General features: G+C 70.2%; 18 protein-coding genes. 6 read left to right on the top strand and 12 right to left on the bottom strand.

Annotated elements, in window-relative coordinates:
* Nucleotides 1–142 precede the first annotated feature (142 nt).
* Together ACIBN2_RS24725 and ACIBN2_RS24720 are read right to left on the bottom strand one after the other, a co-directional pair.
* Nucleotides 143–1,498, bottom strand: coding sequence for a replication-associated recombination protein A (locus ACIBN2_RS24725; protein ID WP_399137261.1), 1,356 nt, complete (start codon nucleotides 1,496–1,498; stop codon nucleotides 143–145).
* A 56-nt stretch (nucleotides 1,499–1,554) separates the two neighbouring features.
* The gene (locus tag ACIBN2_RS24720) at nucleotides 1,555–2,217 is read right to left on the bottom strand and encodes a vitamin K epoxide reductase family protein (protein ID WP_399137259.1); all 663 of its coding nucleotides are present in this window, start codon (nucleotides 2,215–2,217) and stop codon (nucleotides 1,555–1,557) included.
* A gap of 146 nt (nucleotides 2,218–2,363) precedes the next feature.
* Between ACIBN2_RS24720 and ACIBN2_RS24715 the strand changes: the two genes are divergently transcribed.
* Genes ACIBN2_RS24715 through ACIBN2_RS24700 form a run of 4 tightly spaced genes read left to right on the top strand, consistent with a single transcriptional unit; the run spans nucleotide 2,364 to nucleotide 5,924 of the window.
* A complete protein-coding gene (locus tag ACIBN2_RS24715; protein ID WP_399137257.1) occupies nucleotides 2,364–3,230 on the top strand; it encodes an ABC transporter ATP-binding protein in 867 nt (288 codons plus the stop codon).
* Nucleotides 3,227–4,072, top strand: a complete 846-nt coding sequence (locus ACIBN2_RS24710) for an ABC transporter permease (protein ID WP_399137255.1) — start codon at nucleotides 3,227–3,229, stop codon at nucleotides 4,070–4,072. The genes ACIBN2_RS24715 and ACIBN2_RS24710 overlap by 4 nt, the downstream gene beginning before the upstream one ends.
* The gene (locus tag ACIBN2_RS24705) at nucleotides 4,069–5,304 is read left to right on the top strand and encodes a sensor histidine kinase (RefSeq protein WP_399137253.1); all 1,236 of its coding nucleotides are present in this window, start codon (nucleotides 4,069–4,071) and stop codon (nucleotides 5,302–5,304) included. The genes ACIBN2_RS24710 and ACIBN2_RS24705 overlap by 4 nt, the downstream gene beginning before the upstream one ends.
* The gene (locus ACIBN2_RS24700) at nucleotides 5,301–5,924 is read left to right on the top strand and encodes a response regulator (RefSeq protein WP_399137251.1); all 624 of its coding nucleotides are present in this window, start codon (nucleotides 5,301–5,303) and stop codon (nucleotides 5,922–5,924) included. Before ACIBN2_RS24705 ends, ACIBN2_RS24700 begins: the two co-directional genes overlap by 4 nt.
* A gap of 30 nt (nucleotides 5,925–5,954) precedes the next feature.
* On the opposite strand, the gene hisS is transcribed toward ACIBN2_RS24700, so the two are convergent.
* Nucleotides 5,955–7,217, bottom strand: coding sequence for a histidine--tRNA ligase (gene hisS, locus ACIBN2_RS24695; RefSeq protein WP_399137249.1), 1,263 nt, complete (start codon nucleotides 7,215–7,217; stop codon nucleotides 5,955–5,957).
* An 11-nt stretch (nucleotides 7,218–7,228) separates the two neighbouring features.
* The gene (locus ACIBN2_RS24690) at nucleotides 7,229–7,951 is read right to left on the bottom strand and encodes an MBL fold metallo-hydrolase (protein WP_399137247.1); all 723 of its coding nucleotides are present in this window, start codon (nucleotides 7,949–7,951) and stop codon (nucleotides 7,229–7,231) included.
* A 168-nt stretch (nucleotides 7,952–8,119) separates the two neighbouring features.
* Here ACIBN2_RS24690 and ACIBN2_RS24685 point away from each other — a divergent pair, with 168 nt between their 5' ends.
* Both ACIBN2_RS24685 and ACIBN2_RS24680 read left to right on the top strand, forming a co-directional pair.
* A complete protein-coding gene (locus tag ACIBN2_RS24685) occupies nucleotides 8,120–8,974 on the top strand; it encodes a peptidylprolyl isomerase (protein WP_399137246.1) in 855 nt (284 codons plus the stop codon).
* 135 nt (nucleotides 8,975–9,109) lie between these two features.
* Complete coding sequence (locus tag ACIBN2_RS24680; RefSeq protein WP_399137244.1) at nucleotides 9,110–10,339, top strand: DUF349 domain-containing protein; 1,230 nt, start codon at nucleotides 9,110–9,112, stop codon at nucleotides 10,337–10,339.
* Between the two features lie 81 nt (nucleotides 10,340–10,420).
* On the opposite strand, the gene ACIBN2_RS24675 is transcribed toward ACIBN2_RS24680, so the two are convergent.
* The 8 genes from ACIBN2_RS24675 to ruvC all read right to left on the bottom strand — a co-directional run bounded on the left by ACIBN2_RS24675 (nucleotide 10,421) and on the right by ruvC (nucleotide 19,747).
* Nucleotides 10,421–13,000, bottom strand: coding sequence for a RelA/SpoT family protein (locus ACIBN2_RS24675; RefSeq protein WP_399137243.1), 2,580 nt, complete (start codon nucleotides 12,998–13,000; stop codon nucleotides 10,421–10,423).
* A 209-nt stretch (nucleotides 13,001–13,209) separates the two neighbouring features.
* The gene (locus ACIBN2_RS24670; RefSeq protein WP_399137242.1) at nucleotides 13,210–13,758 is read right to left on the bottom strand and encodes an adenine phosphoribosyltransferase; all 549 of its coding nucleotides are present in this window, start codon (nucleotides 13,756–13,758) and stop codon (nucleotides 13,210–13,212) included.
* Entirely contained in the window at nucleotides 13,755–14,888 is a 1,134-nt protein-coding gene (gene secF, locus ACIBN2_RS24665; RefSeq protein WP_399137240.1) for a protein translocase subunit SecF, read from the bottom strand. The genes ACIBN2_RS24670 and secF overlap by 4 nt, the downstream gene beginning before the upstream one ends.
* A 1-nt stretch (nucleotide 14,889) precedes the next feature.
* Nucleotides 14,890–16,644, bottom strand: a complete 1,755-nt coding sequence (secD, locus tag ACIBN2_RS24660) for a protein translocase subunit SecD (protein WP_399137239.1) — start codon at nucleotides 16,642–16,644, stop codon at nucleotides 14,890–14,892.
* Nucleotides 16,645–16,775: 131 nt separating this feature from the next.
* Nucleotides 16,776–17,282, bottom strand: a complete 507-nt coding sequence (yajC, locus tag ACIBN2_RS24655; RefSeq protein ID WP_399137467.1) for a preprotein translocase subunit YajC — start codon at nucleotides 17,280–17,282, stop codon at nucleotides 16,776–16,778.
* 190 nt (nucleotides 17,283–17,472) lie between these two features.
* The gene (gene ruvB / locus ACIBN2_RS24650) at nucleotides 17,473–18,543 is read right to left on the bottom strand and encodes a Holliday junction branch migration DNA helicase RuvB (protein WP_399137237.1); all 1,071 of its coding nucleotides are present in this window, start codon (nucleotides 18,541–18,543) and stop codon (nucleotides 17,473–17,475) included.
* Nucleotides 18,544–18,575: 32 nt separating this feature from the next.
* On the bottom strand, nucleotides 18,576–19,181 hold the full coding sequence (ruvA, locus tag ACIBN2_RS24645) for a Holliday junction branch migration protein RuvA (RefSeq protein ID WP_399137236.1): 606 nt from the start codon (nucleotides 19,179–19,181) through the stop codon (nucleotides 18,576–18,578).
* The gene (gene ruvC / locus ACIBN2_RS24640) at nucleotides 19,178–19,747 is read right to left on the bottom strand and encodes a crossover junction endodeoxyribonuclease RuvC (RefSeq protein WP_399137235.1); all 570 of its coding nucleotides are present in this window, start codon (nucleotides 19,745–19,747) and stop codon (nucleotides 19,178–19,180) included. The genes ruvA and ruvC overlap by 4 nt, the downstream gene beginning before the upstream one ends.
* Between the last annotated feature and the right edge of the window lie 158 nt (nucleotides 19,748–19,905).

Genomic DNA, 19,905 nt, shown 5'->3' with positions numbered 1-19,905 from the left:
GGGTTCCGGCCGGATGTCCCGCTCTGACGGCACGGGACTCGGCACTTCGGCAAAGTCTACAGGGTGCGAGGGCGTGCCTGGCAATTCCCGTCGTCCGCCCGGAGAGCGGGCGAGGCAGGCGGGAATTGCCGGGCATGCCCTCCTAGGACCGCCTGCGACCGAGGTGCTTCCTGGTCCATTCCACCGCGTCGGCGTACCGCGCCTCGGCGCCGTGCCGGCCCGGGGTGTAGTACTCGCGGTCCTTGATCGCGTCCGGGGCGTACTGCTGCTCGGCGATGCCCTCGGGCAGGTCGTGCGGATAGACGTACCCCTGTGCGTGACCGAGCTTGGCGGCGCCCTTGTAGTGCCCGTCGCGCAGATGCGGGGGCACGGACCCCGCCAGTCCCTTGCGTACGTCGTCCATGGCGGCGCCGATCGCCGTCGTCGCGGAGTTGGACTTGGGGGCCAGGGCGAGGGCGATGGTCGCGTGGCTGAGGGTGAGGGCGGCCTCGGGGAAGCCGATCATGGCGACGGCCTGGGCGGCGGCGACCGCGATCGGCAACGCGTTCGGGTCCGCGAGGCCGATGTCCTCGCTCGCCGAGATCATCAGGCGGCGGGCGATGAAGCGGGGGTCCTCGCCGGCCTCGATCATGCGGGCCAGATAGTGCAGCGCGGCGTCGACGTCCGAGCCGCGGATGGACTTGATGAGGGCGCTGGCGACGTCGTAGTGCTGGTCGCCGTCGCGGTCGTACTTCACCGCCGCCCGGTCGACCGTCTCCTCCAGCGTCGTCAGGGAGACCTCCGGCTCGCCCTTGTCCAGAGCGGCTCCGGCCGCTGCCTCCAGGGCGGTCAGGGCGCGGCGGGCGTCGCCGCCGGCGATGCGCAGGAGGTGGTCCTCGGTGTCGTCCGGGAGGGCGACCGCGTTCTTCAGGCCCCGCTCGTCGCTCAGCGCGCGCTTCAGCAGCCCGCGGACGTCGTCGTCCGTGAGCGGTTCGAGGGTGAGCAGCAGGGAGCGGGACAGCAGCGGGGAGATCACCGAGAAGTACGGGTTCTCCGTCGTCGCCGCGATCAGCGTCACCCAGCGGTTCTCGACCGCGGGCAGCAGGGAGTCCTGCTGGGCCTTGCTGAAGCGGTGGATCTCGTCGAGGAAGAGGACGGTCTCCTTGCCGTACCCGCCGGTGGCGCGGCGGGCGCCGTCGATGACCGCGCGGACCTCCTTGACCCCCGCGGTGATCGCCGACAGCTCGACGAAGCGCTTGTTGGTGGCCTTCGAGACGACGTACGCAAGGGTCGTCTTGCCGGTGCCGGGCGGGCCCCAGAGGATCACCGAGGACGGTCCGGCCGGGCCGCCGGCGCCCTCGCCGACGAGTCTGCGCAGGGGTGAGCCGGGCCTCAGCAGATGCTGCTGGCCCACCACCTCGTCCAGGGTGCGCGGGCGCATCCGCACCGCCAGGGGGCTCCCTGCCGGGTCCTTCTCCTGGCGTTCTTCTGCGGCTGCGGTGAACAGGTCGGGCTCCACGTCCCAAACCCTAATTCACCGCACTGACAATCCCTCCGGGCCCTCCGCGGCGGAGGTCAGCTGGTCCAGAAGTCCCACCAGCGGGTCAGCACGAGCATGCCGATGATGCCGACGTGCAGCACGGGCACGACCCAGGTGAACTCGTCGAAGAAGCTCTTCACCCAGCGCGGGGCGGGCAGGAAGTCGTTGCGGATGTTGAACGACGTCACGTACCAGAACATGGTGATCGTGGCGACCCAGGCCAGCGAGCACCACAGGCACAGCGCGTTGATCCGGTACAGGGACTGGAACTGCAGCCAGGTGCAGAAGGCCACACCGAAGAGGGTGCCGAAGTTGAACGTGAGCCAGTACCAGCGCGGGAAGCGGGCGCGGGCGAGCAGGCTCATGCCGACGCAGATGACGATGCCGTAGCAGACCAGGCCGAGCATCGGGTTGGGGAAGCCGAAGGCGGCGGCCTGCTTGGACTCCATCACGTTGCCGCAGGAGACCACCGGGTTGAGGCTGCACCCCGGGGTGAACGTCTTGCCCGCGACCTTGGCCTCGAGGATCTTGAACTTGTCGATCGTGATGACCCACGCGGCGAGCAGACCGGCCGCGCCCGTGATCACCAGCAGCAGCGCGAAGGCCCGGCTGCCGCCCTCCGTCCGTGGTCCGGCGGAGCCGTTTCCGGAAGCGGGTTCGGGCTCGGTGGAGATGTCTTTGACTGTGGTCTTGCTCATCACGCCGATTCCGTCTGCTTGAGAGTTGGACCTTCTTCGGGCAGGGGCCATTGTGCCGCACTCGGCCCTGTGTCCACCGTTCGGTGGACATAAGGAAGTACGCACGGTCGTCCCTGAGCGTTCGGTTCCGGCCGAGCCTTGGGTGCATGACAACACACGCGAACGAACTCGCGGTGGACGTACGGGGGCTGCGCAAGCAGTACGGGGACGTGACCGCGGTGGACGGCATCGATCTCGGGATCCGCACCGGCGAGGTGTTCGGCCTGCTCGGGCCCAACGGCGCGGGCAAGTCGACCACCGTGGAGATCCTCCAGGGCAACCGCGGCCGGGACGCGGGCGAGGTGTCGGTGCTCGGGTCCGACCCGGCGGCCGGCACGCGCGCGTGGAGGTCCCGCGTGGGAATCGTCTGGCAGGACGAATCGGCGCCCGCCGAGTTGACGGTCCGCGAGACCGTACGGCATTTCGCACGCTACTACCCGAGGCCGCGCGACCCGGAGGAGGTCATCGGCCTGGTGGGTCTTCAGGCCAAGGCGGACAGCCGCATCAAGGCGCTGTCGGGCGGCCAGCGCAGGCGTCTCGACGTGGCCCTCGGGGTGATCGGCGGGCCCGAACTGCTGCTCCTGGACGAGCCGACCACCGGGTTCGACCCGGCGGCGCGGCGGCAGTTCTGGGACCTGATCCGGCTGCTCGCCGACGAGGGCACGACCATCCTGCTGACCACGCACTACCTGGAGGAGGCGGAGGCGCTCGCCGACCGGCTCGCCGTCGTGGCCAAGGGCCAGGTCGTCGCCATGGGTGAACCCGCCGATCTGCGCAAGCAGTTCGGCACCGGGGCCACGGTCGAGTGGACCGAACCCGACGGCGCCACCCGCACCGAGCGCACGGACACCCCGACCAGGACGGTCGCCGAACTGATGCATCGCTTCGACGGCGAGATCCCGGACCTGCGGGTGAGCCGCCCCACGCTGGAGGACGTCTACCTCCGGCTGACCGGACAGGAGGACGCCCGATGACCACGACCGCCGTACCGACCAAGGCCGGGACGACGACCGCGAGGCTGCCGGGGGCCTGGGGGCTGGGCCTTCAGCGGGGCGCCCTGGAGATCAAGCAGTTCTTCCGGCAGCGCGAGCAGGTCGTGTTCACCTTCGCGTTCCCGGTGGTGTTCCTGTTCCTGTTCGCGTCGATCTTCAGCGACGACGTGAAGGGCGCCGGGATCACCGCCTCGCAGCTGTACGTCCCGGCGATGATGGCCGCCGGCATCATGTCGACGAGTTTCCAGTCGCTCGGCATCTCGATCGCCATCGAGCGGGACGAGAAGGTACTGCGCCGGCTGCGCGGGACGCCGATGCCACCGGCCGCGTACTTCCTCGGCAAGATCTGGCTGGTTCTGTGTACCGGTGTGCTGGAGACGGCGATCCTGCTGCTCGTCGGCACCTCCTTCTACGGCGTCGATCTGCCCTCGGACGCGGCCCGCTGGTTCGACCTCGCCTGGATCTTCGTCCTCGGTCTGACGGCGTGCGCGCTGCTCGGCATCGCGGTCAGCTCGGTGCCGAAGTCGGGCAAGAGCGCGACCTCCGTGGTCGTCCTGCCGTTCCTGGTGCTGCAGTTCATCTCGGGCGTGTACATCGCGATCGACACCATCCCCGACTGGATGCTGAACATCGGGGCGCTGTTCCCGCTGAAGTGGATGTGCCAGGGACTGCGCGGGGTGTTCCTGCCGGACTCGGCGCAGGTTCTGGAGCAGGCCGGCAGCTGGGAGTTCGGCAAGGTCGCTCTGGTGCTCGGGGCCTGGTGCGTCGGAGGATTGGTGCTGTGTCTGCTGACCTTCCGGTGGAAGAACCGGCGCGACGGATGACGGGTCCGGCGGAGGCCGTCGGCGCGTACACCTGGGACCGTTCATTCCGGCTCTGGGACTCCTACTTCGCACTGATCTGGCTGGCCACCCTGGCGTTCGTGCTCGGCACGGACCACCCGGGGTGGCCGGTCCGGCTCACGGCGGCGGCGCTGCTGGTGCCGTTGATCCCGCTGTTCGTGTGGGTGGGGCGTCCCCTGCTGCGGGGTGATCCGCCGCCCGAGCGCCGGGCGCTGCTCTACCTCGTCGCGATGACGGCCCTGTTCCTGCCGTCGGCGATCCTGGTCGGCGAGACGCGGGTGATGACCTTCGCGCTCGTCCCTCAGTGCTTCATGACCCTGCGGATGCGGTGGGCTATCACGGTGGTGGCCGTGATCAACGTGGTGCCGATGGCGGGCTGGGCGCTGCTGTGGTGGCCGAGCGACCAGGACGTCTTCTTCAACGGGCTGTTCGCCGTGGTCAGCCTTGCCTTCTCGGTGGCCGTCGGCACCTGGGTGATCCGGATCATCGAGCAGAGCCAGGAGCGGGCCGCGCTGATCGCGGAACTCGACGCCAGCCGCCACGAGGTCTCGCGCCTGTCCACCGCGCACGGGGCGCTGACCGAGCGTGAGCGCATGGCCCGCGAGATCCACGACACCCTCGCGCAGGGGTTCACCAGCCTGCTGATGCTGATTCAGGCGGTGGAGGCGGAACTCGACCACGACGTTCCGCAGGCCCGTCGCCATCTGGCCCTGATGGACGAGACGGCCCGGCAGAACCTCGCCGAGGCCCGGGCCCTGGTCGCCGGGGCGGCGCCGGCCGACCTCGACGGCACCTCGCTGCCGGACGCGCTGCGCCGGCTCGCCGCCCGGCACGAGGCGACGCTGAACGTGACCGGTCCGGTGCGCCCGCTGCCGGCCGGGCCCGAGGTGGTCGCGCTGCGCTCCTGCCAGGAGGCCCTTGCCAACGCCCGTAAGCACGCGGGGAGTTCGGCGGCCGTGGACATCGCGCTGGCGTACTTCGACGACATGCTCACCGTGTCCGTACGGGACGACGGCCGCGGCTTCGACCCGGGTGCGCCCTGCGAGGGCTACGGTCTTGCGGGGCTGCGCGCCCGGGCCACGGAGGTCGGCGGCACGGCGCGGATCCGCAGCGCGCGGGGCGACGGCACGACGGTGACCGTCAGCCTGCCCGTATCGCCCCTGTCGCCCGTCTCACCCGTATCGCCCGTACCGCCTCTGAGGAGCTCGCAGTGATCCGGATCATCCTCGCCGACGACCATCCCGTCGTACGGGAGGGTCTGCGGGCGATGCTCAGCGCCGAGCCGGACCTGGACGTGGTCGCCGACGCGGCGAGCGGGCCACAGGCCGAGGCACTGGCGGCTGAGCTGCGACCCGACATCGTGCTCATGGACCTGCGGATGCCGGGTGGCGGGGGCGTGGACTCGATCGTGCGGATGGGCGCGGCGGGGCTGCCGTGCCGGGTGATCGTCCTGACGACGTACGAGACGGACGGGGACATCCTGCGGGCGGTGGAGGCCGGGGCGGCGGGCTACCTGCTGAAGGACATGCCGCGCGCCGAACTGGCGGAGGCGGTCCGAGCGGCCGCACGCGGCGAGACGGTCCTCGCGCCGTCAGTGGCCGCCCGGCTGGTCGACCGGCTGCGCACGAGGCCGGAGCGGCCACGGCTCTCCGAGCGGGAGACGGCGGTGCTGCGACTGGTGGCGGAGGGCTGCACCAACGCGGAGATCGGGCGGCGGCTGTTCATCGGGGAGTCGACCGTGAAGACCCATCTGCTGCGCGCCTTCGGCAAGTTGGGGGTCGACGACCGGACGGCGGCCGTCACGAGTGCGATGCGGTTCGGGCTGTTGGAGTGAGGGGACCGCAGCCCCCTCACTCCACCGGGCTCAGCCCAGCCTCGACTCCAGCTCCGCCACGATCTCGTTCACGCCGACCGCCGTCTGCTCGCCGGACTCCATGTCCTTGAGCTGGACGACGCCCTCGGCGAGGTCGCGTTCGCCGGCGACGACCGTGTAGCGGGCGCCGCTGCGGTTGGCGTTCTTCATGGCGCCCTTGAGGCCCTTCGCGCCGTAGGAGAAGTCGGCCGCGATGCCGAGCTTGCGCAGTTCGGTCACCTTGGCGAACAGCACACGCCGTGCCTCCTCGCCCAGCGGCACCGCGAACACGCTGGTCGTGGAGGGGAGTTCGAGCTCGACGCCCTCCGCCTCCAGCGCCAGGACCGTACGGTCCACGCCGAGGGCCCAGCCGACGGACGGGAGCGCGGGGCCGCCGATCATCTCCGACAGGCCGTCATAGCGCCCGCCGCCGCCCACCGCGGACTGCGAGCCCAGACCGTCGTGGACGAACTCGAAGGTGGTACGGGTGTAGTAGTCGAGGCCGCGCACCAGCCTGGCGTCGTCCTCGAAGGCCACGCCCGCCGCCGTGATCAGCTCGCGGACCTCCTCGTGGTACGCCTTGCAGCCGTCGCAGAGGTAGTCACGCAGGAGCGGGGCGTCGCCCAGCTGCTTCTGGACCGCCTCCCGCTTGTCGTCCAGGACGCGCAGCGGGTTGATCTCCGCACGGCGCAGCGTGTCCTCGTCCAGGTCGAGGCCGCGCAGGAAGTCCTGCAGCGCGGCCCGGTAGACGGGACGGCACTCCTTGTCGCCCAGGCTGTTGAGCAGGATGCGGAAGTCGCGCAGGCCCAGCGAGCGGTACGCCTGGTCGGCCAGGATGATCAGCTCGGCGTCGAGCGCCGGGTCCTCGGCACCGATCGCCTCGGCGCCGACCTGCGAGAAGTGCCTGTAGCGGCCCTTCTGGGGGCGCTCGTATCGGTAGTAGGAGCCCGAGTACCAGAGCTTGACCGGCAGGTTGCCCGCCTTGTGCAGGTTGGCCTCCAGCGTCGCGCGCAGCACGGACGCCGTGCCTTCGGGGCGCAGCGCCAGCCTGTCGCCGCCCTTGGTCTCGAAGGCGTACATCTCCTTGGTCACGATGTCGGTGGACTCACCGACACCGCGCGCGAAGAGCTCGACGTTCTCGAATCCGGGCGTCTCGATGTAGCCGTAGCCGGAGTTGCGCAGGGGCGCGGCGATCGCCTCGCGGACGGCCAGGTACTTGGCGCTGTCCGGCGGGATCAGGTCGTACGTGCCCTTGGGGGCCTTGAAGGTGCTCACGGAAGGTCTCGTCACATTCCTCGTCGGGGAGCGGCATCGGTGTTCACACCGTGATCTTGGGGGCCTGCGGCCGCTTGCCGCAGATACGGGTTGGTGGCGCGCTCCTGGCCGATGGTCGTCTGGGGGCCGTGGCCGGACAGCACTACGGTCGAGTCCTCGAGCGGCAGGCACACGCGGGTCAGCGAGTCGAGCATCTCGGCCATGTCACCGCCGGGCAGGTCGGTGCGTCCGATGGAGCCGGCGAAGAGCAGATCCCCGGAGAAGAAGACCGAGGGGATCTCGGTCGTCTCGGGCATCTGGAACGTCACCGACCCCTTGGTATGGCCGGGCGCGTGCGCGACGGAGAACTCCAGGCCGGCGAGCGCCAGCCGCGCGCCGTCGGCGAGCTCCTTGACGTCGTCGGGCTCCCCCACGGTCAGCTCGCCCATCAGCGGCATGCCGATGGAGCGGCCGAGCGCCTTCTCCGGGTCCGCCATCATGTAGCGGTCCTCGGGGTGGATCCACGCCGGTACGTCGTGCGCGCCGCACACCGGGACGACCGAGGCCACATGGTCGATGTGACCGTGGGTCAGGACGACGGCGACGGGCTTGAGCCGATGCTTCTTCAGCGCTTCCTCGACGCCTTGGGCGGCCTGGTGGCCCGGGTCGATGATCACGCACTCCTCGCCGGCGGCGGGGGCGACGAGATAACAGTTCGTCCCCCAGGCCCCGGCGGGGAACCCGGCAATGAGCACGATCGTCCTTCGTTGTGTCGATTACAGGTGGCTTCAGCTGCTGTCAGAGCCTACCGGCGCTGCCGAATCCTCAGCGAACCCATATACGGTACGGGGCACACGCGGGCGGTCGGCTCACAGGACGCACGCGTACCGGTCGACGTACGAGACGCATGAGGAGAGAACCCGGTGGTCACCCAGGAACAGCGGAAGCGCCAGCTCGCCCGGGAGAAGTTCCTGCGCCAGCAGCAGCGGCGTACGGCCGCGCGGCGCAAGGCCAAGATGCGCAATTCGGTGATCGCGTCGGCGCTCGGCGTGATCGTGATCGGCAGCGTGGTCCTCTACACGACCGGGCCCTTCAAGGGCGGCAAGAAGGACGACAAGGCCAACGCGAGCTCGCAGACCACCCCGAGCGCGGCCGCGACCAGCAAGGCGCCGGATCCGTGCGCCAAGCCGGCCAAGGGTTCCGTGAAGAAGCTCAGCTGGAAGAAGGAGCCGGCGGTCACCATCGACAAGTCGGCGAAGTACACGATGAACCTCGCCACGACCTGCGGTGACATAGGCATCGACCTGAAGGCGTCGGCGGCGCCCCACACCGTCAACTCCTTCAACTTCCTTGTCAGCAAGGGCTACTTGGACCACACCAAGTGCCACCGGCTGGTTCCCCAGGGGATCTACGTGCTGCAGTGCGGTGACCCGACGGCCACCGGCACCGGCGGACCGGGCTACACCATCCCGGACGAGAACCTCAAGGACAAGAGCCTCAAGGGCAACGTGTACCCGGCGGGCACGGTCGCCATGGCCAACCAGTACAACGCCCAGACGAAGAAGGGCCGCAACACCGGCGGCAGCCAGTTCTTCCTCGTCTACCAGGACAGTCCGCTGCCGCCCGACTACACCCCGTTCGGCACGATCTCCAAGGACGGCATGAAGGTCCTCAAGAAGATCGCCGCCGCGGGGGCCGCCGCGGCCGACCCCACGACCGGCAACACGGCACCCAACGCGACCGTGGTGATCAACAAGGCGACGGTCACGAAGTCCTGACCGTCAAGTGCGAAATTTCGGTCGCGCGGGATGCGGACAGGTCACCCGCCGGTCGCCTATGTTGGCCGTGACGAAACTGTGGACGATGCCCGGGGGTGCTGAGGCCCCCCGCAGGCATCATGTGGAGGAGGCGCTGTGAGCAGCGACCCGTGGGGACGCGTCGACGAGGCGGGGACCGTGTACGTGCGTACGGCCGACGGCGAGCAGGTCGTCGGATCCTGGCAGGCCGGCTCCCCTGAGGAGGCGCTGGCCTACTTCGAGCGCAAGTACGAGGGCCTGGTTGTCGAGATCGGCCTCCTCGAGAAGCGAGTGAAGACCACCGACCTGTCCGCGAAGGACGCGCAGGCCGCCATCGATCACATCCGGGAACAGGTCGACGCCCACCACGCGGTCGGCGACCTGGCCGCCCTGCGGACCCGTCTGGACAAGCTGGTCGAGACCGTCGAGGCACGCCGCGAGGAGCGCAAGCAGCAGCGCGCGAAGCAGTCCGACCAGGCGCGGCACGCCAAGGAGGACCTGGTCGTCGAGGCGGAGCAGCTGGCGCAGTCCGACCAGTGGCGGGCGGCCGGCGAGCGGCTGCGGGCACTGGTGGACACCTGGAAGAGCCTGCCGCGCCTGGACCGCAAGTCGGACGACGAGCTGTGGCACCGCTTCTCGCACGCCCGCTCGGCGTTCTCCAAGCGGCGCAAGGCCCACTTCGCCGCGCTGGACGCGCAGCGCGAGGACGCCCGCAAGATCAAGGAGCGGCTGGTCTCGGAGGCCGAGGCGCTGTCCGGCTCCACGGAGTGGGGTCCGACCGCGGCGCGCTACCGCGAGCTGATGGCGGAGTGGAAGGCCGCAGGCCGTGCCCAGCGCGAGCACGAGGACGACCTGTGGAACCGCTTCCGCGGCGCCCAGGACATCTTCTTCGCGGCCCGCAGCTCGGTCTTCGCCGAGCGGGACGCCGAGCAGTCCGAGAACCTGAAACTGAAGGAGGAACTGGCCGAGGAGGCCGAGAAGATCCTCCCGGTGACGGACCTGAAGGCGGCTCGCGCCGCCTTCCGCTCGGTCAACGAACGCTGGGAGGCCATCGGCCACGTGCCGCGGGACTCCCGCCCGAAGGTCGAGGGCCGGATGCACGCCGTGGAGCGGGCCATCCAGGAGGCCGAGGAGACCGAGTGGCGCCGGACGAACCCGGAGGCACGCGCGCGTGCCGAGGGGCTGACCGGGCAGCTCCAGGCGGCCGTGGACAAGCTGCGGGGCCAGATCGAGCAGGCACGCGCCCAGGGCAACAACGCCAGGGCCGACAAGCTCGAGCGGGAGCTGGAGGGCCGCCAGGCCCTGCTGGACCAGGCGCTGAAGGGCCTGCAGGAGTTCGGCGGCTGACACCGTCGCCGCCAGAAGTGGAAGGGGCCCGTACCTCGCGGTACGGGCCCCTTCTCGTGCGTACGGCCGGGTACGGCTCCGCTACGACCTGCTGCGCGCCGAGGTCACGCGGTAGACGTCGTACACGCCCTCCACGCCCCGGACCGCCTTCAGGACGTGACCGAGATGCTTCGGGTCGCCCATCTCGAAGGTGAAGCGGGAGGTGGCCACGCGGTCGCGGGAGGTCTGCACGGCCGCGGAGAGGATGTTGACGTGCTGGTCGGACAGGACGCGCGTGACGTCCGACAGCAGCCGGGAGCGGTCCAGCGCCTCGACCTGGATGGCGACCAGGAAGACCGAGGACTGGGTCGGCGCCCACTCGACCTCGAGGATGCGCTCGGGCTCGCGGGACAGCGACTCCACGTTCACGCAGTCGCTGCGGTGAACCGATACGCCGCTGCCGCGCGTGACGAAGCCGATGATGGGGTCGCCCGGGACCGGCGTACAGCACCGGGCCAGCTTGACCCACACGTCGTCCACGCCCTTGACGACGACGCCCGGGTCGGCGCTGGAGCGGCGCTTGCGGCTGCGGCTGCGGGTCGGCGGGACCGACTCGTCGATCTCCTCGGTGGCCGCCTCCTCGCCGCCGAGCGCCTGGACCAGTTTCTGCACGATGTTCTGCGCGGAGACATGGCCCTCGCCGATCGCCGCGTAGAGCGCCGAGATGTCGGCGTAGCGCATCTCGTGTGCGAGCGTGACCAGCGAGTCGCCGGTCAGGATGCGCTGGATCGGCAGGTTCTGCTTGCGCATGGCGCGGACGATGGCGTCCTTGCCCTGCTCGATCGCCTCGTCGCGGCGCTCCTTGGAGAACCAGGCCCGGATCTTGTTGCGGGCCCGCGGTGACTTGACGAAGCCGAGCCAGTCGCGGGACGGGCCGGCGCCGGCCGCCTTGGAGGTGAAGACCTCCACCAAGTCGCCGTTGTCCAGGGTTGATTCGAGCGGCACGAGGCGGCCGTTGACCCGTGCTCCTATGGTCCGGTGGCCGACCTCGGTGTGGACCGCGTAGGCGAAGTCGACCGGGGTGGCCCCGGCCGGGAGCGCGATGACGTCGCCCTTGGGGGTGAAGACGAAGACCTCGTTGCGCGACAGGTCGAAACGCAGGGACTCCAGGAACTCGCCCGGGTCCTCGGTCTCCTTCTGCCAGTCGAGCAGCTGGCGCAGCCACGCCATGTCGTTGAGGTGGTCGTCCTTGCCCTTGCCGGCCTTGGGCACGTCGGTACGCACCTTGGAGGCGCCGGCGACGGCCTCCTGCTTGTACTTCCAGTGCGCGGCGATGCCGTACTCGGCGCGGCGGTGCATGTCGAAGGTGCGGATCTGGAGCTCGACCGGCTTGCCGTTGGGGCCGATGACCGTCGTGTGCAGCGACTGGTACATGTTGAACTTGGGCATCGCGATGTAGTCCTTGAACCGGCCGGGGACCGGGTTCCATCGCGCGTGCACGGTGCCGAGGGCGGCGTAGCAGTCGCGGACCGTGTCGACCAGGACACGGATGCCCACCAGGTCGTAGATCTCCGCGAAGTCACGGCCGCGGACGATCATCTTCTGGTAGACGCTGTAGTAGTGCTTCGGGCGGCCGGTGACGGTCGCCTTGATGCGGGCCGCCCTCAGGTCCTGCTGGACCTCGTCGGTCACTATGGCCAGGTACTCGTCACGCTTGGGTGCCCGCTCGGCCACCAGCCGGACGATCTCGTCGTACATCTTGGGGTAGAGGATCGCGAAGGCGAGATCCTCCAGCTCCCACTTGATGGTGTTCATGCCCAGGCGGTGGGCGAGCGGCGCGTAGATCTCGAGGGTCTCGCGCGCCTTCTTCTCCTGCTTCTCGCGCTTGAGGTAGCGCATGGTGCGCATGTTGTGCAGGCGGTCGGCGAGCTTGATGACCAGGACGCGCGGGTCCTTGGCCATGGCCACGACCATCTTGCGCACGGTCTCGGCCTGCGCGGCCTCGCCGAACTTGACCTTGTCCAGCTTGGTGACGCCGTCCACGAGGAGGGCGACCGAGTCGCCGAAGTCGCGGCGGAGCTGCTCCAGGCCGTACTCGGTGTCCTCGACGGTGTCGTGCAGCAGGCCCGCCATCAGCGTGGCCGGATCCATACCGAGCTCGGCGAGGATGGTGGTGACGGCGAGCGGGTGCGTGATGTACGGGTCGCCGCTCTTGCGCTTCTGGCCGCGGTGCCAGCGCTCGGCGACCTGGTAGGCGTTCTCTATCTGCCGCAGCGTCGCGGTCTCGATCTTCGGGTCGTTGCTGCGCACTATCCGCAGCAGCGGCTCCAGCACCGGGTTGTACGGGTTGGAGCGCTGGACGCCGAGCCGGGCGAGGCGGGCGCGGACGCGGTTGGAGGAGCCGGAGCGGGCCGGCGGCTGGCCGGTGTTCGGGCGGACCGCGGGCTGCGAGGACGCGGGGTTCTCGGCAGATGGGGGTCCCCCCGCTCGAGCGGAGTCGGGAGCGGGGGAGGGCTTCGGGCGCGACTGCTCGGCCGACTTGTCGACGGGTGCGGACTGGGCGTGCTCGACCGGCCCGCCGGCGTCGTTCTTCGCGTGCGGCGTGTTCGGCGCGGGCTTGGCCGTGGCTGCCGAGGCCGACTCGGGCTTGGCGGCCGTCAGGTGCTGGGCCTCGTCTGGCAAGAGGACTCCTCGTGCGCGATCCGGGTCCCCCGGTCAGGTTCCGGAGACCCCATGGTAGCGATCCTGCGCCCCAGGATCGCCTTCAGGCCGATGTGAGGCCCGTCTACCCTGCAAACACGACGGGCTCTCGGCGGCATTCCCGACGAGAACGGCCGCCCCGGACAGGCCGGGACGGCCGTTCTCGTCGCATACCGTGCGTACCGGCGCTGTCAGACCACCAGCAGCGCGTCCAGCGGGGCGTCGCCGAGGGCCGGTTCCAGGCGGGCGCGGCCGCCGAGGAAGCCCAGCTCCATCAGGACCGCGAGGCCCGCGACCTCGGCGCCCGCGCGGCGGATCAGCTGGATCGAGGCCTCGGCGGTGCCGCCGGTGGCGAGGACGTCGTCGACGATCAGGATGCGGTCGTCGCCGGACAGGTCCTCGGCGTGCACCTCGATCTCCGCGGAGCCGTACTCCAGCTCGTACGTCTGGCCGAGGGTGGCTCCGGGGAGCTTGCCCGCCTTGCGTACGGGGATGAAGCCGAGACCGGCGCGGACGGCGACCGGGGCACCGAGGATGAAGCCCCGGGCCTCCAGGCCGACGACCTTGGTGGCGCCGGTGCGGTCGGCGATCTCGGCGAGCGCGTCGGTGAGCGCCGAGAAGGCGGCCGGGTCCGCCAGGAGCGGGGTGATGTCCTTGAACATCACACCCGGCTCCGGGTAGTCGGCCACATCGCGGATGCGGCTGAGGAGCAGCGTCGAGATGTCTGCCAGGTCGGTCATCGGCGCTTCCCCGAGGGGCGGCCGCGGCCGCGGTTGCGGGACGAGGGCTGGTTGCGGGCCCCGGCCTGGCCGCGCGGGCCGACGACCGCGGGAGCGGCGTCCTCGGGCTCGTCCTCCGTCTCGTCCACGTACTCCGGCTCCTCCGGCTCGCCCTGCGCCGCGGCCTGCGCCCGCTTGGCGAGGACGCGCTTCCTGAGCGCCTTCATCTGCGGCTCGCGCTCCTTGAGGTCGGCGACGAGCGGCGTGGCGATGAAGATCGAGGAGTACGCACCGGCCGCGAGGCCGACGAACAGCGACAGCGAGATGTCGTTGAGCATGCCGGCGCCGAGGAAGCCGCCACCGATGAACAGCAGGCCCGCGACCGGCAGGAGCGCGACCACGGTGGTGTTGATGGAGCGCACCAGGGTGCTGTTGATCGACCGGTTGGCGACGTCGCTGTAGGTCCAGCGGGTCTGCTTGGTGATGTCCTTCGTCTGCTCCTTGAGGCTGTCGAAGACGACGACCGTGTCGTAGAGCGAGTAACCGAGGATCGTCAGCAGACCGATCACCGTGCCCGGCGTGACCTCGAAGCCGACGAGGGCGTAGATGCCGGTGGTGATGGTGATGTCGTGGATCAGGGCGACGAGCGCGGCAAGGGCCATCCGCCACTCGAAGGCGATCGCCAGGTAGATCACCACGAGGACCATGAAGATCGCCAGGCCCTCCCAGGCCTTGTTGGCGATCTGGTCACCCCAGCTGGGGCCGACCAGGTCGGCGTTGATGGTCTCCGAGTTGATCTTCAGGTCGCCGGCGAGCTTTTCCTTGATCGCGTCGGACTTGCCGGTGTCGATGCCGGCGATCTGGATGCGCAGGCTGCCGTCGCCGAGCTTCTGGACGACCGCGTCGTGCCCGGAGGCGTCCGTCGCGAACGACTCGGCCTGGGTGACCGAGGCGCTCATGTGCTTCGGTGTGGTGAAGACGGCGCCGCCCTGGAACTCGATGCCCATGTTCAGGCCGCGCACCGCCAGGCCCAGGATGGCCGTGATGGTGATCAGGATCGAGATGCCGTACCAGATCTTGCGCTTGCCGACGAAGTCGTAGCCGACCTCGCCGCGGTGCAGTCGGGCGCCGAGGCTGCCGAGTTTCGACATCTCAGGCCTCCTTCGGGTCGACGGGGCCGGCAGGGCGGGCGGGACGGCGGGTACGGCGCAGGGGTGGCTTGGCGCCGAGTGCCTTCGGATCCAGGCCGGACCACTTGTGGCCGTTCGCGAAGAACTTGCGGCGGGCCAGCAGCGTCATGAGCGGCTTGGTGAACAGGAAGACGACGACCACGTCGAGCACGGTGGTCAGACCCAGCGTGAACGCGAAGCCCTGGACCTTGCCGACGGTGACGATGAACAGCACCGCCGCGGCGAGGAACGACACGAAGTCGGAGACCAGGATGGTGCGCCGGGCGCGCGGCCATGCACGCTCGACGGACGGGCGCAGCGAGCGGCCCTCGCGGATCTCGTCCCGGATGCGTTCGAAGAACACGATGAACGAGTCCGCCGTGATACCGATCGCCACGATCGCACCGCAGACGGCCGGCAGGTTCAGCGCGAAGCCGATGGTCGGGCCGAGCAGCGACATGATCACGTAGGTCAGGATCGCGGAGACCAGCAGCGAGGGGATGGCGATGACCGACAGACCGCGGTAGAAGATCAGCAGGTAGATGATGACCAGGGCGAGGCCGATCGCGCCGGCGATCAGACCGGCGTGCAGCTGCTCACCGCCGAGCGCGGCGGTCACCGTGGTGACGCTGTCCTCCTTGAAGGACAGCGGGAGGGCGCCGTACGACAGCATGTTGGCGAGGCTCTGGGCCTCTTCCTGGTTGAAGCTGCCGGAGATCTCAGCGTTGCCGCCGGTCAGCGCCTGCCGCACGTAGGGGTCGGAGACGACGTCGCCGTCGAGGACGATCGCGAACTGGTTCTGCGGGGACTGGTTCTGAGCCAGCTTGCCGGTGACGTCGGCGAACTTCTTGGCGCCCTTGGACGTGAAGTCCATGGTGACGGTCCAGCCGGCGGCGGTCTGCGTGTTGAAGACGGCCTGCGCCTTCTTGACGTCGGTGCCGTCGACCTGGGCGGGGCCGAGGATGTACTTCTGCCACTGCTTCTGCGAGTTCTGACCGCAGGCGACGACGGTGTCGGTGGGCTTGGTGCCCTTGCCGGCCGTGGCGCGGACGGACTTCTTGGTGCAGTCCAGGGCGGCGTACTGCGCCTCGAGCTTGCTGGTCGAGGCGGAGGCGCTGCTGCTCGCGGACGGCGAGGCGCTGGAGGATGCCTTGGGGCTCGCGGAGGCGCTCGGCGTCGAGTCGGCCTTGAGACCGTCGGTGACGGGGCGGCCCTGTGACGTGGCGGACGCCGTCGGCGTCGCGGAGGAGGACGAGGTCGCCTTGCCGGTGGCCTTGTCCGAGGCGCTGCTGGAGGCGCTCGGCGACGGAGTGGCCGTCGCGGCGCCGCCGGAGACCTCGGTGGCGAGCACCGGGCGGAAGTACAGCTTGGCGGTCGTGCCCACCTGCTGCCGCGCTTCCTTGGAGTTCGTGCCCTTGGGGATGTTGACGATGATGTTCTTGTCGCCCTGGGTCTGAACCTCGGCCTCCGAGACACCAAGACCATTGACACGGCGGTTCATGATGTCGACCGCGGTGTTCATGTTGGTCTTGTTGATCGCGGACGCCTGGCCCGGCTCGGCAACCGCCCGGAGCGTGATGCTCGTGCCGCCGGCCAGGTCGATGCCGAGACGCGGAGTGGTGTGCCCGGAGGCGAACATTCCCCCGGTGAGCGCCACGATGGCGATCAGGATGAGGGCCAGCGGTCGCCACGGCTTGCTCTGGGCGCTCCCGCTCCGGCCCCTCTTAGGTGCTGCCACCTTCTCGTACTCCCTCTCGGGCCACCCTGCGCCGGGTCAGGGGCGGGTGGCCATGACATGTGTCGGGATCCGCTGCGAGCTGTACGTGTTCCAGCGCGCGCGGTGCTGACCCGCGCGCCCTGGAGCACCTTCTACTTCGCCTCGGAGTCGCCGTCGGTCTTCTTCGGCTCTGCGTCCGACTTGGCCTCGGCGGCCGACGTGGCCTCGGCGGGCGCGGTGTCGTCGGCCGGCTCCTCGGGCGCGTCCTTCTTGCCGAAGTCGACGGACTTGTCGTCGGAGGCGGCAGCTTCGTCGGCGGAGTCGTCGGTCTCGGTGAGGGAGGAGGCGTCGTCCGGGACCACGTCGGTGTCGGACTTCAGGTCGTGCTCGATGCCGTGCACGATGCGGTTGTACTCGTCGTCGCTGAGCACGGAACCGATGGCGTTCTTCCCGAAGAGGAGTTCGACGCCCGGACCGGCGTCGAGGAGGACCGTGTCCTCGTTGACCTCCTTGACCGTCGCGTACATGCCCCCGATCGTGCGGACGCCGCTGCCGGGCTGCAACTCGTTGCGCATCTGTGCGGCCTGCGACTGCTTGCGCTTGGCCGAGCGGGTCATGAGGAACATGGCCCCGATGAGCACGATGAAGGGGAGGAGCATGCCGATGTTATTCACGGGACGGATTTTCCTTCGCACGACCGCGATGGAGAGCGGCCTCATGGATGGGGGTATGTATACCGCCGACAACGACGGCATCGGCGGAGTCTAAGCGAGTCCGCGCGCAGGGAACAACGTTCAGCATGGCACCTGGGTTCCTGGCCCGGCCAATGCCCGCGCCGTCACGATGCCATCACGTCCCGAACAGGTCCCCTTGTCCGTTTCCCGCAGTGGACGAGCGGGGCGGAGTGAGGCCGAGATGCGCCCAGGCCGCCGGAGTGGCGACCCGTCCGCGCGGGGTCCGGGCGAGCAGACCCTCCCGGACGAGGAACGGCTCGGCCACCTCCTCGACCGTCTCGCGCTCCTCCCCTACCGCGACCGCGAGCGTGGACAGGCCCACCGGACCGCCGCCGAACAGCTTGAGCAGCGCCTCCAGGACACCCCGGTCGAGGCGGTCCAGGCCGCGGGCGTCGACCTCGTACACCGCGAGAGCGGCCGCCGCGATCTCTCTCGTGATGATGCCGTCGGCCTTGACCTGGGCGTAGTCGCGCACCCGGCGCAGCAGGCGGTTGGCGATACGGGGCGTCCCGCGGGAGCGGCCGGCGATCTCCGCCGCACCGTCGCCTCGGATCTCGACGTCGAGCAGGTTCGCGGAGCGGTGGATGACGCGCTCCAGCTCGGCCGGCTCGTAGAACTCCATGTGCGCGGTGAAGCCGAAGCGGTCGCGCAGCGGGGGCGGCAGCAGGCCCGCGCGTGTGGTGGCGCCGACCATCGTGAACGGGGGCAGCTCGAGCGGGATGGCGGTGGCGCCGGGGCCCTTGCCGACGATCACGTCGACCCGGAAGTCCTCCATCGCCATGTACAGCATCTCCTCGGCTGGCCGGGACATGCGGTGGATCTCGTCGAGGAAGAGGACCTCGCCCTCCTGGAGGGAGGAGAGGATCGCGGCCAGGTCGCCCGCGTGCTGGATGGCCGGGCCGCTGGTGATGCGGATCGGGGCGCCCATCTCGGCCGCGATGATCATGGACAGGGTGGTCTTGCCCAGGCCCGGGGCGCCGGAGAGCAGCACGTGGTCGGCGGTGGCGCCACGCGCGCGTGCGGCGCGCAGGACGAGGTCGAGCTGCTCGCGGACCTTCTCCTGGCCGATGAACTCGTCCAGGTCCTTGGGGCGCAGGGCGGCCTCGACGGCCTGGTCCTCGTGGTCGGCGGACGCACCGACGAGCCGCTCGGGGGCGGGGGCGTCGGTCGGGTCGTCCCAGTTCACTGAGATCTCCTAGCTGGCGTGGCGCAGGTGGGTCAGCGGGCGCGGTTGAGGGTCTGCAGGGCCGCCTTGAGCAGCTGGCCGACCTGGGGCGTGCCCCCGGCGGCCTCCGCCTGCGGTGCCACGGCGGAGACGGCCTCGTCGGCCTCGCGGGTGGCGTATCCGAGACCGATCAGCGCGGCGTGCAGCTGGTCGCGCCAGCCCTGGGTGACGGGGGCGCCGACCACGGGTGCGCCGATCGGCTCCCCCAGGCGGTCCTTCAGCTCGAGCAGCAGCTTCTGGGCCCCCTTCCTGCCGATGCCCGGGACGGCGGTGAGCGCCTTCTCGTCACCGGTGGCGATGGCGCGCCGCAGGGCGTCGGGGCTGTGCACGGCCAGCATGGCCTGGGCGAGCCGGGGGCCGACTCCGCTCGCGGTCTGCAGCAGCTCGAAGACCTGGCGCTCGTCGTCGTCCACGAAGCCGTACAGGGTGAGCGAGTCCTCCCGCACCACCAGGGACGTGGCGAGCTTGGCCTGCTTGCCCATGCGCAGCCCGGAGAGCGTGTTGGGGGTGCACTGGACGGCGATGCCGATCCCGCCCACCTCGACCACCGCGGAGTCGGGAGCGAGGGCGGCGACCGGGCCGCTGACGAACGCGATCATGCGAGACGGCCTTTCGATGATGCCGGGGATGCCTGGGACGCCGAGGATGCCTTGGCGGCGTGCAGGGCGACGGCCTGCTGGAGTCTGTTCTGGGCGGGGGCGCGCCAGATGTGGCAGATGGCGAGCGCGAGGGCGTCGGCGGCGTCGGCCGGCTTCGGGGGTGCGTCGAGCCGGAGGAGGCGGGTGACCATCGCGCCGACCTGGGCCTTGTCGGCGCGGCCGCTGCCGGTGACCGCGGCCTTGACCTCGCTGGGGGTGTGCAGGGCGACGGGGAGACCCCGGCGGGCGGCGCACAGCATGGCGACGGCGCTGGCCTGGGCCGTGCCCATCACGGTCCGTACGTTGTGCTGGCTGAACACCCGCTCCACGGCGACGACTTCGGGCCGGTGCTCGTCCAGCCACTGCTCGATGCCCTGCTCGATGGCGACGAGGCGCTGTCCCAACTCGGCGTCCACGGGCGTCCGTACGACACCGACGTCCACCATGGTGAGCGGCCGGCCCGCGACCCCCTCGACGACGCCCACACCGCATCGCGTCAGTCCGGGGTCCACTCCGAGTACCCGCACGCGCCCCTCCCCTCGGTGATCTTCGACTTCACGCCAGGCTATCCGCTGCCACCGACAACGGCGGCGGGGGGGGGGGGGGGGGGGGGGCCCCCCCCCCCCCCCCCCCCCCCCCCGGGGGGGGCCCGGGGGGGGGGGCCCCGCCCCACACAAAACCCCGG

This window comes from Streptomyces sp. NPDC050534 (genome assembly GCF_044457745.1).
In the GTDB taxonomy this organism is placed as follows: domain Bacteria; phylum Actinomycetota; class Actinomycetes; order Streptomycetales; family Streptomycetaceae; genus Streptomyces.
Note: the sequence above shows the minus strand (reverse complement) of the source record. Positions and strands in the feature narration are given on the sequence as shown.

Bases quoted from the DNA above. Each gene is read 5' to 3' on its own strand.
- yajC (WP_399137467.1), bottom strand. From the start codon at position 17,282: ATGCTCCTCCCCTTCATCGTGCTCATCGGGGCCATGTTCCTCATGACC.
- ruvA (WP_399137236.1), bottom strand. From the start codon at position 19,181: ATGATCGCGTTCGTCAGCGGCCCGGTCGCCGCCCTCGCTCCCGACTCC.
- ACIBN2_RS24720 (WP_399137259.1), bottom strand. From the start codon at position 2,217: ATGAGCAAGACCACAGTCAAAGACATCTCCACCGAGCCCGAACCCGCT.
- ACIBN2_RS24670 (WP_399137242.1), bottom strand. From the start codon at position 13,758: ATGACCGACCTGGCAGACATCTCGACGCTGCTCCTCAGCCGCATCCGC.
- ACIBN2_RS24715 (WP_399137257.1), top strand. From the start codon at position 2,364: ATGACAACACACGCGAACGAACTCGCGGTGGACGTACGGGGGCTGCGC.
- ACIBN2_RS24710 (WP_399137255.1), top strand. From the start codon at position 3,227: ATGACCACGACCGCCGTACCGACCAAGGCCGGGACGACGACCGCGAGG.
- secF (WP_399137240.1), bottom strand. From the start codon at position 14,888: ATGTCGAAACTCGGCAGCCTCGGCGCCCGACTGCACCGCGGCGAGGTC.
- ACIBN2_RS24705 (WP_399137253.1), top strand. From the start codon at position 4,069: ATGACGGGTCCGGCGGAGGCCGTCGGCGCGTACACCTGGGACCGTTCA.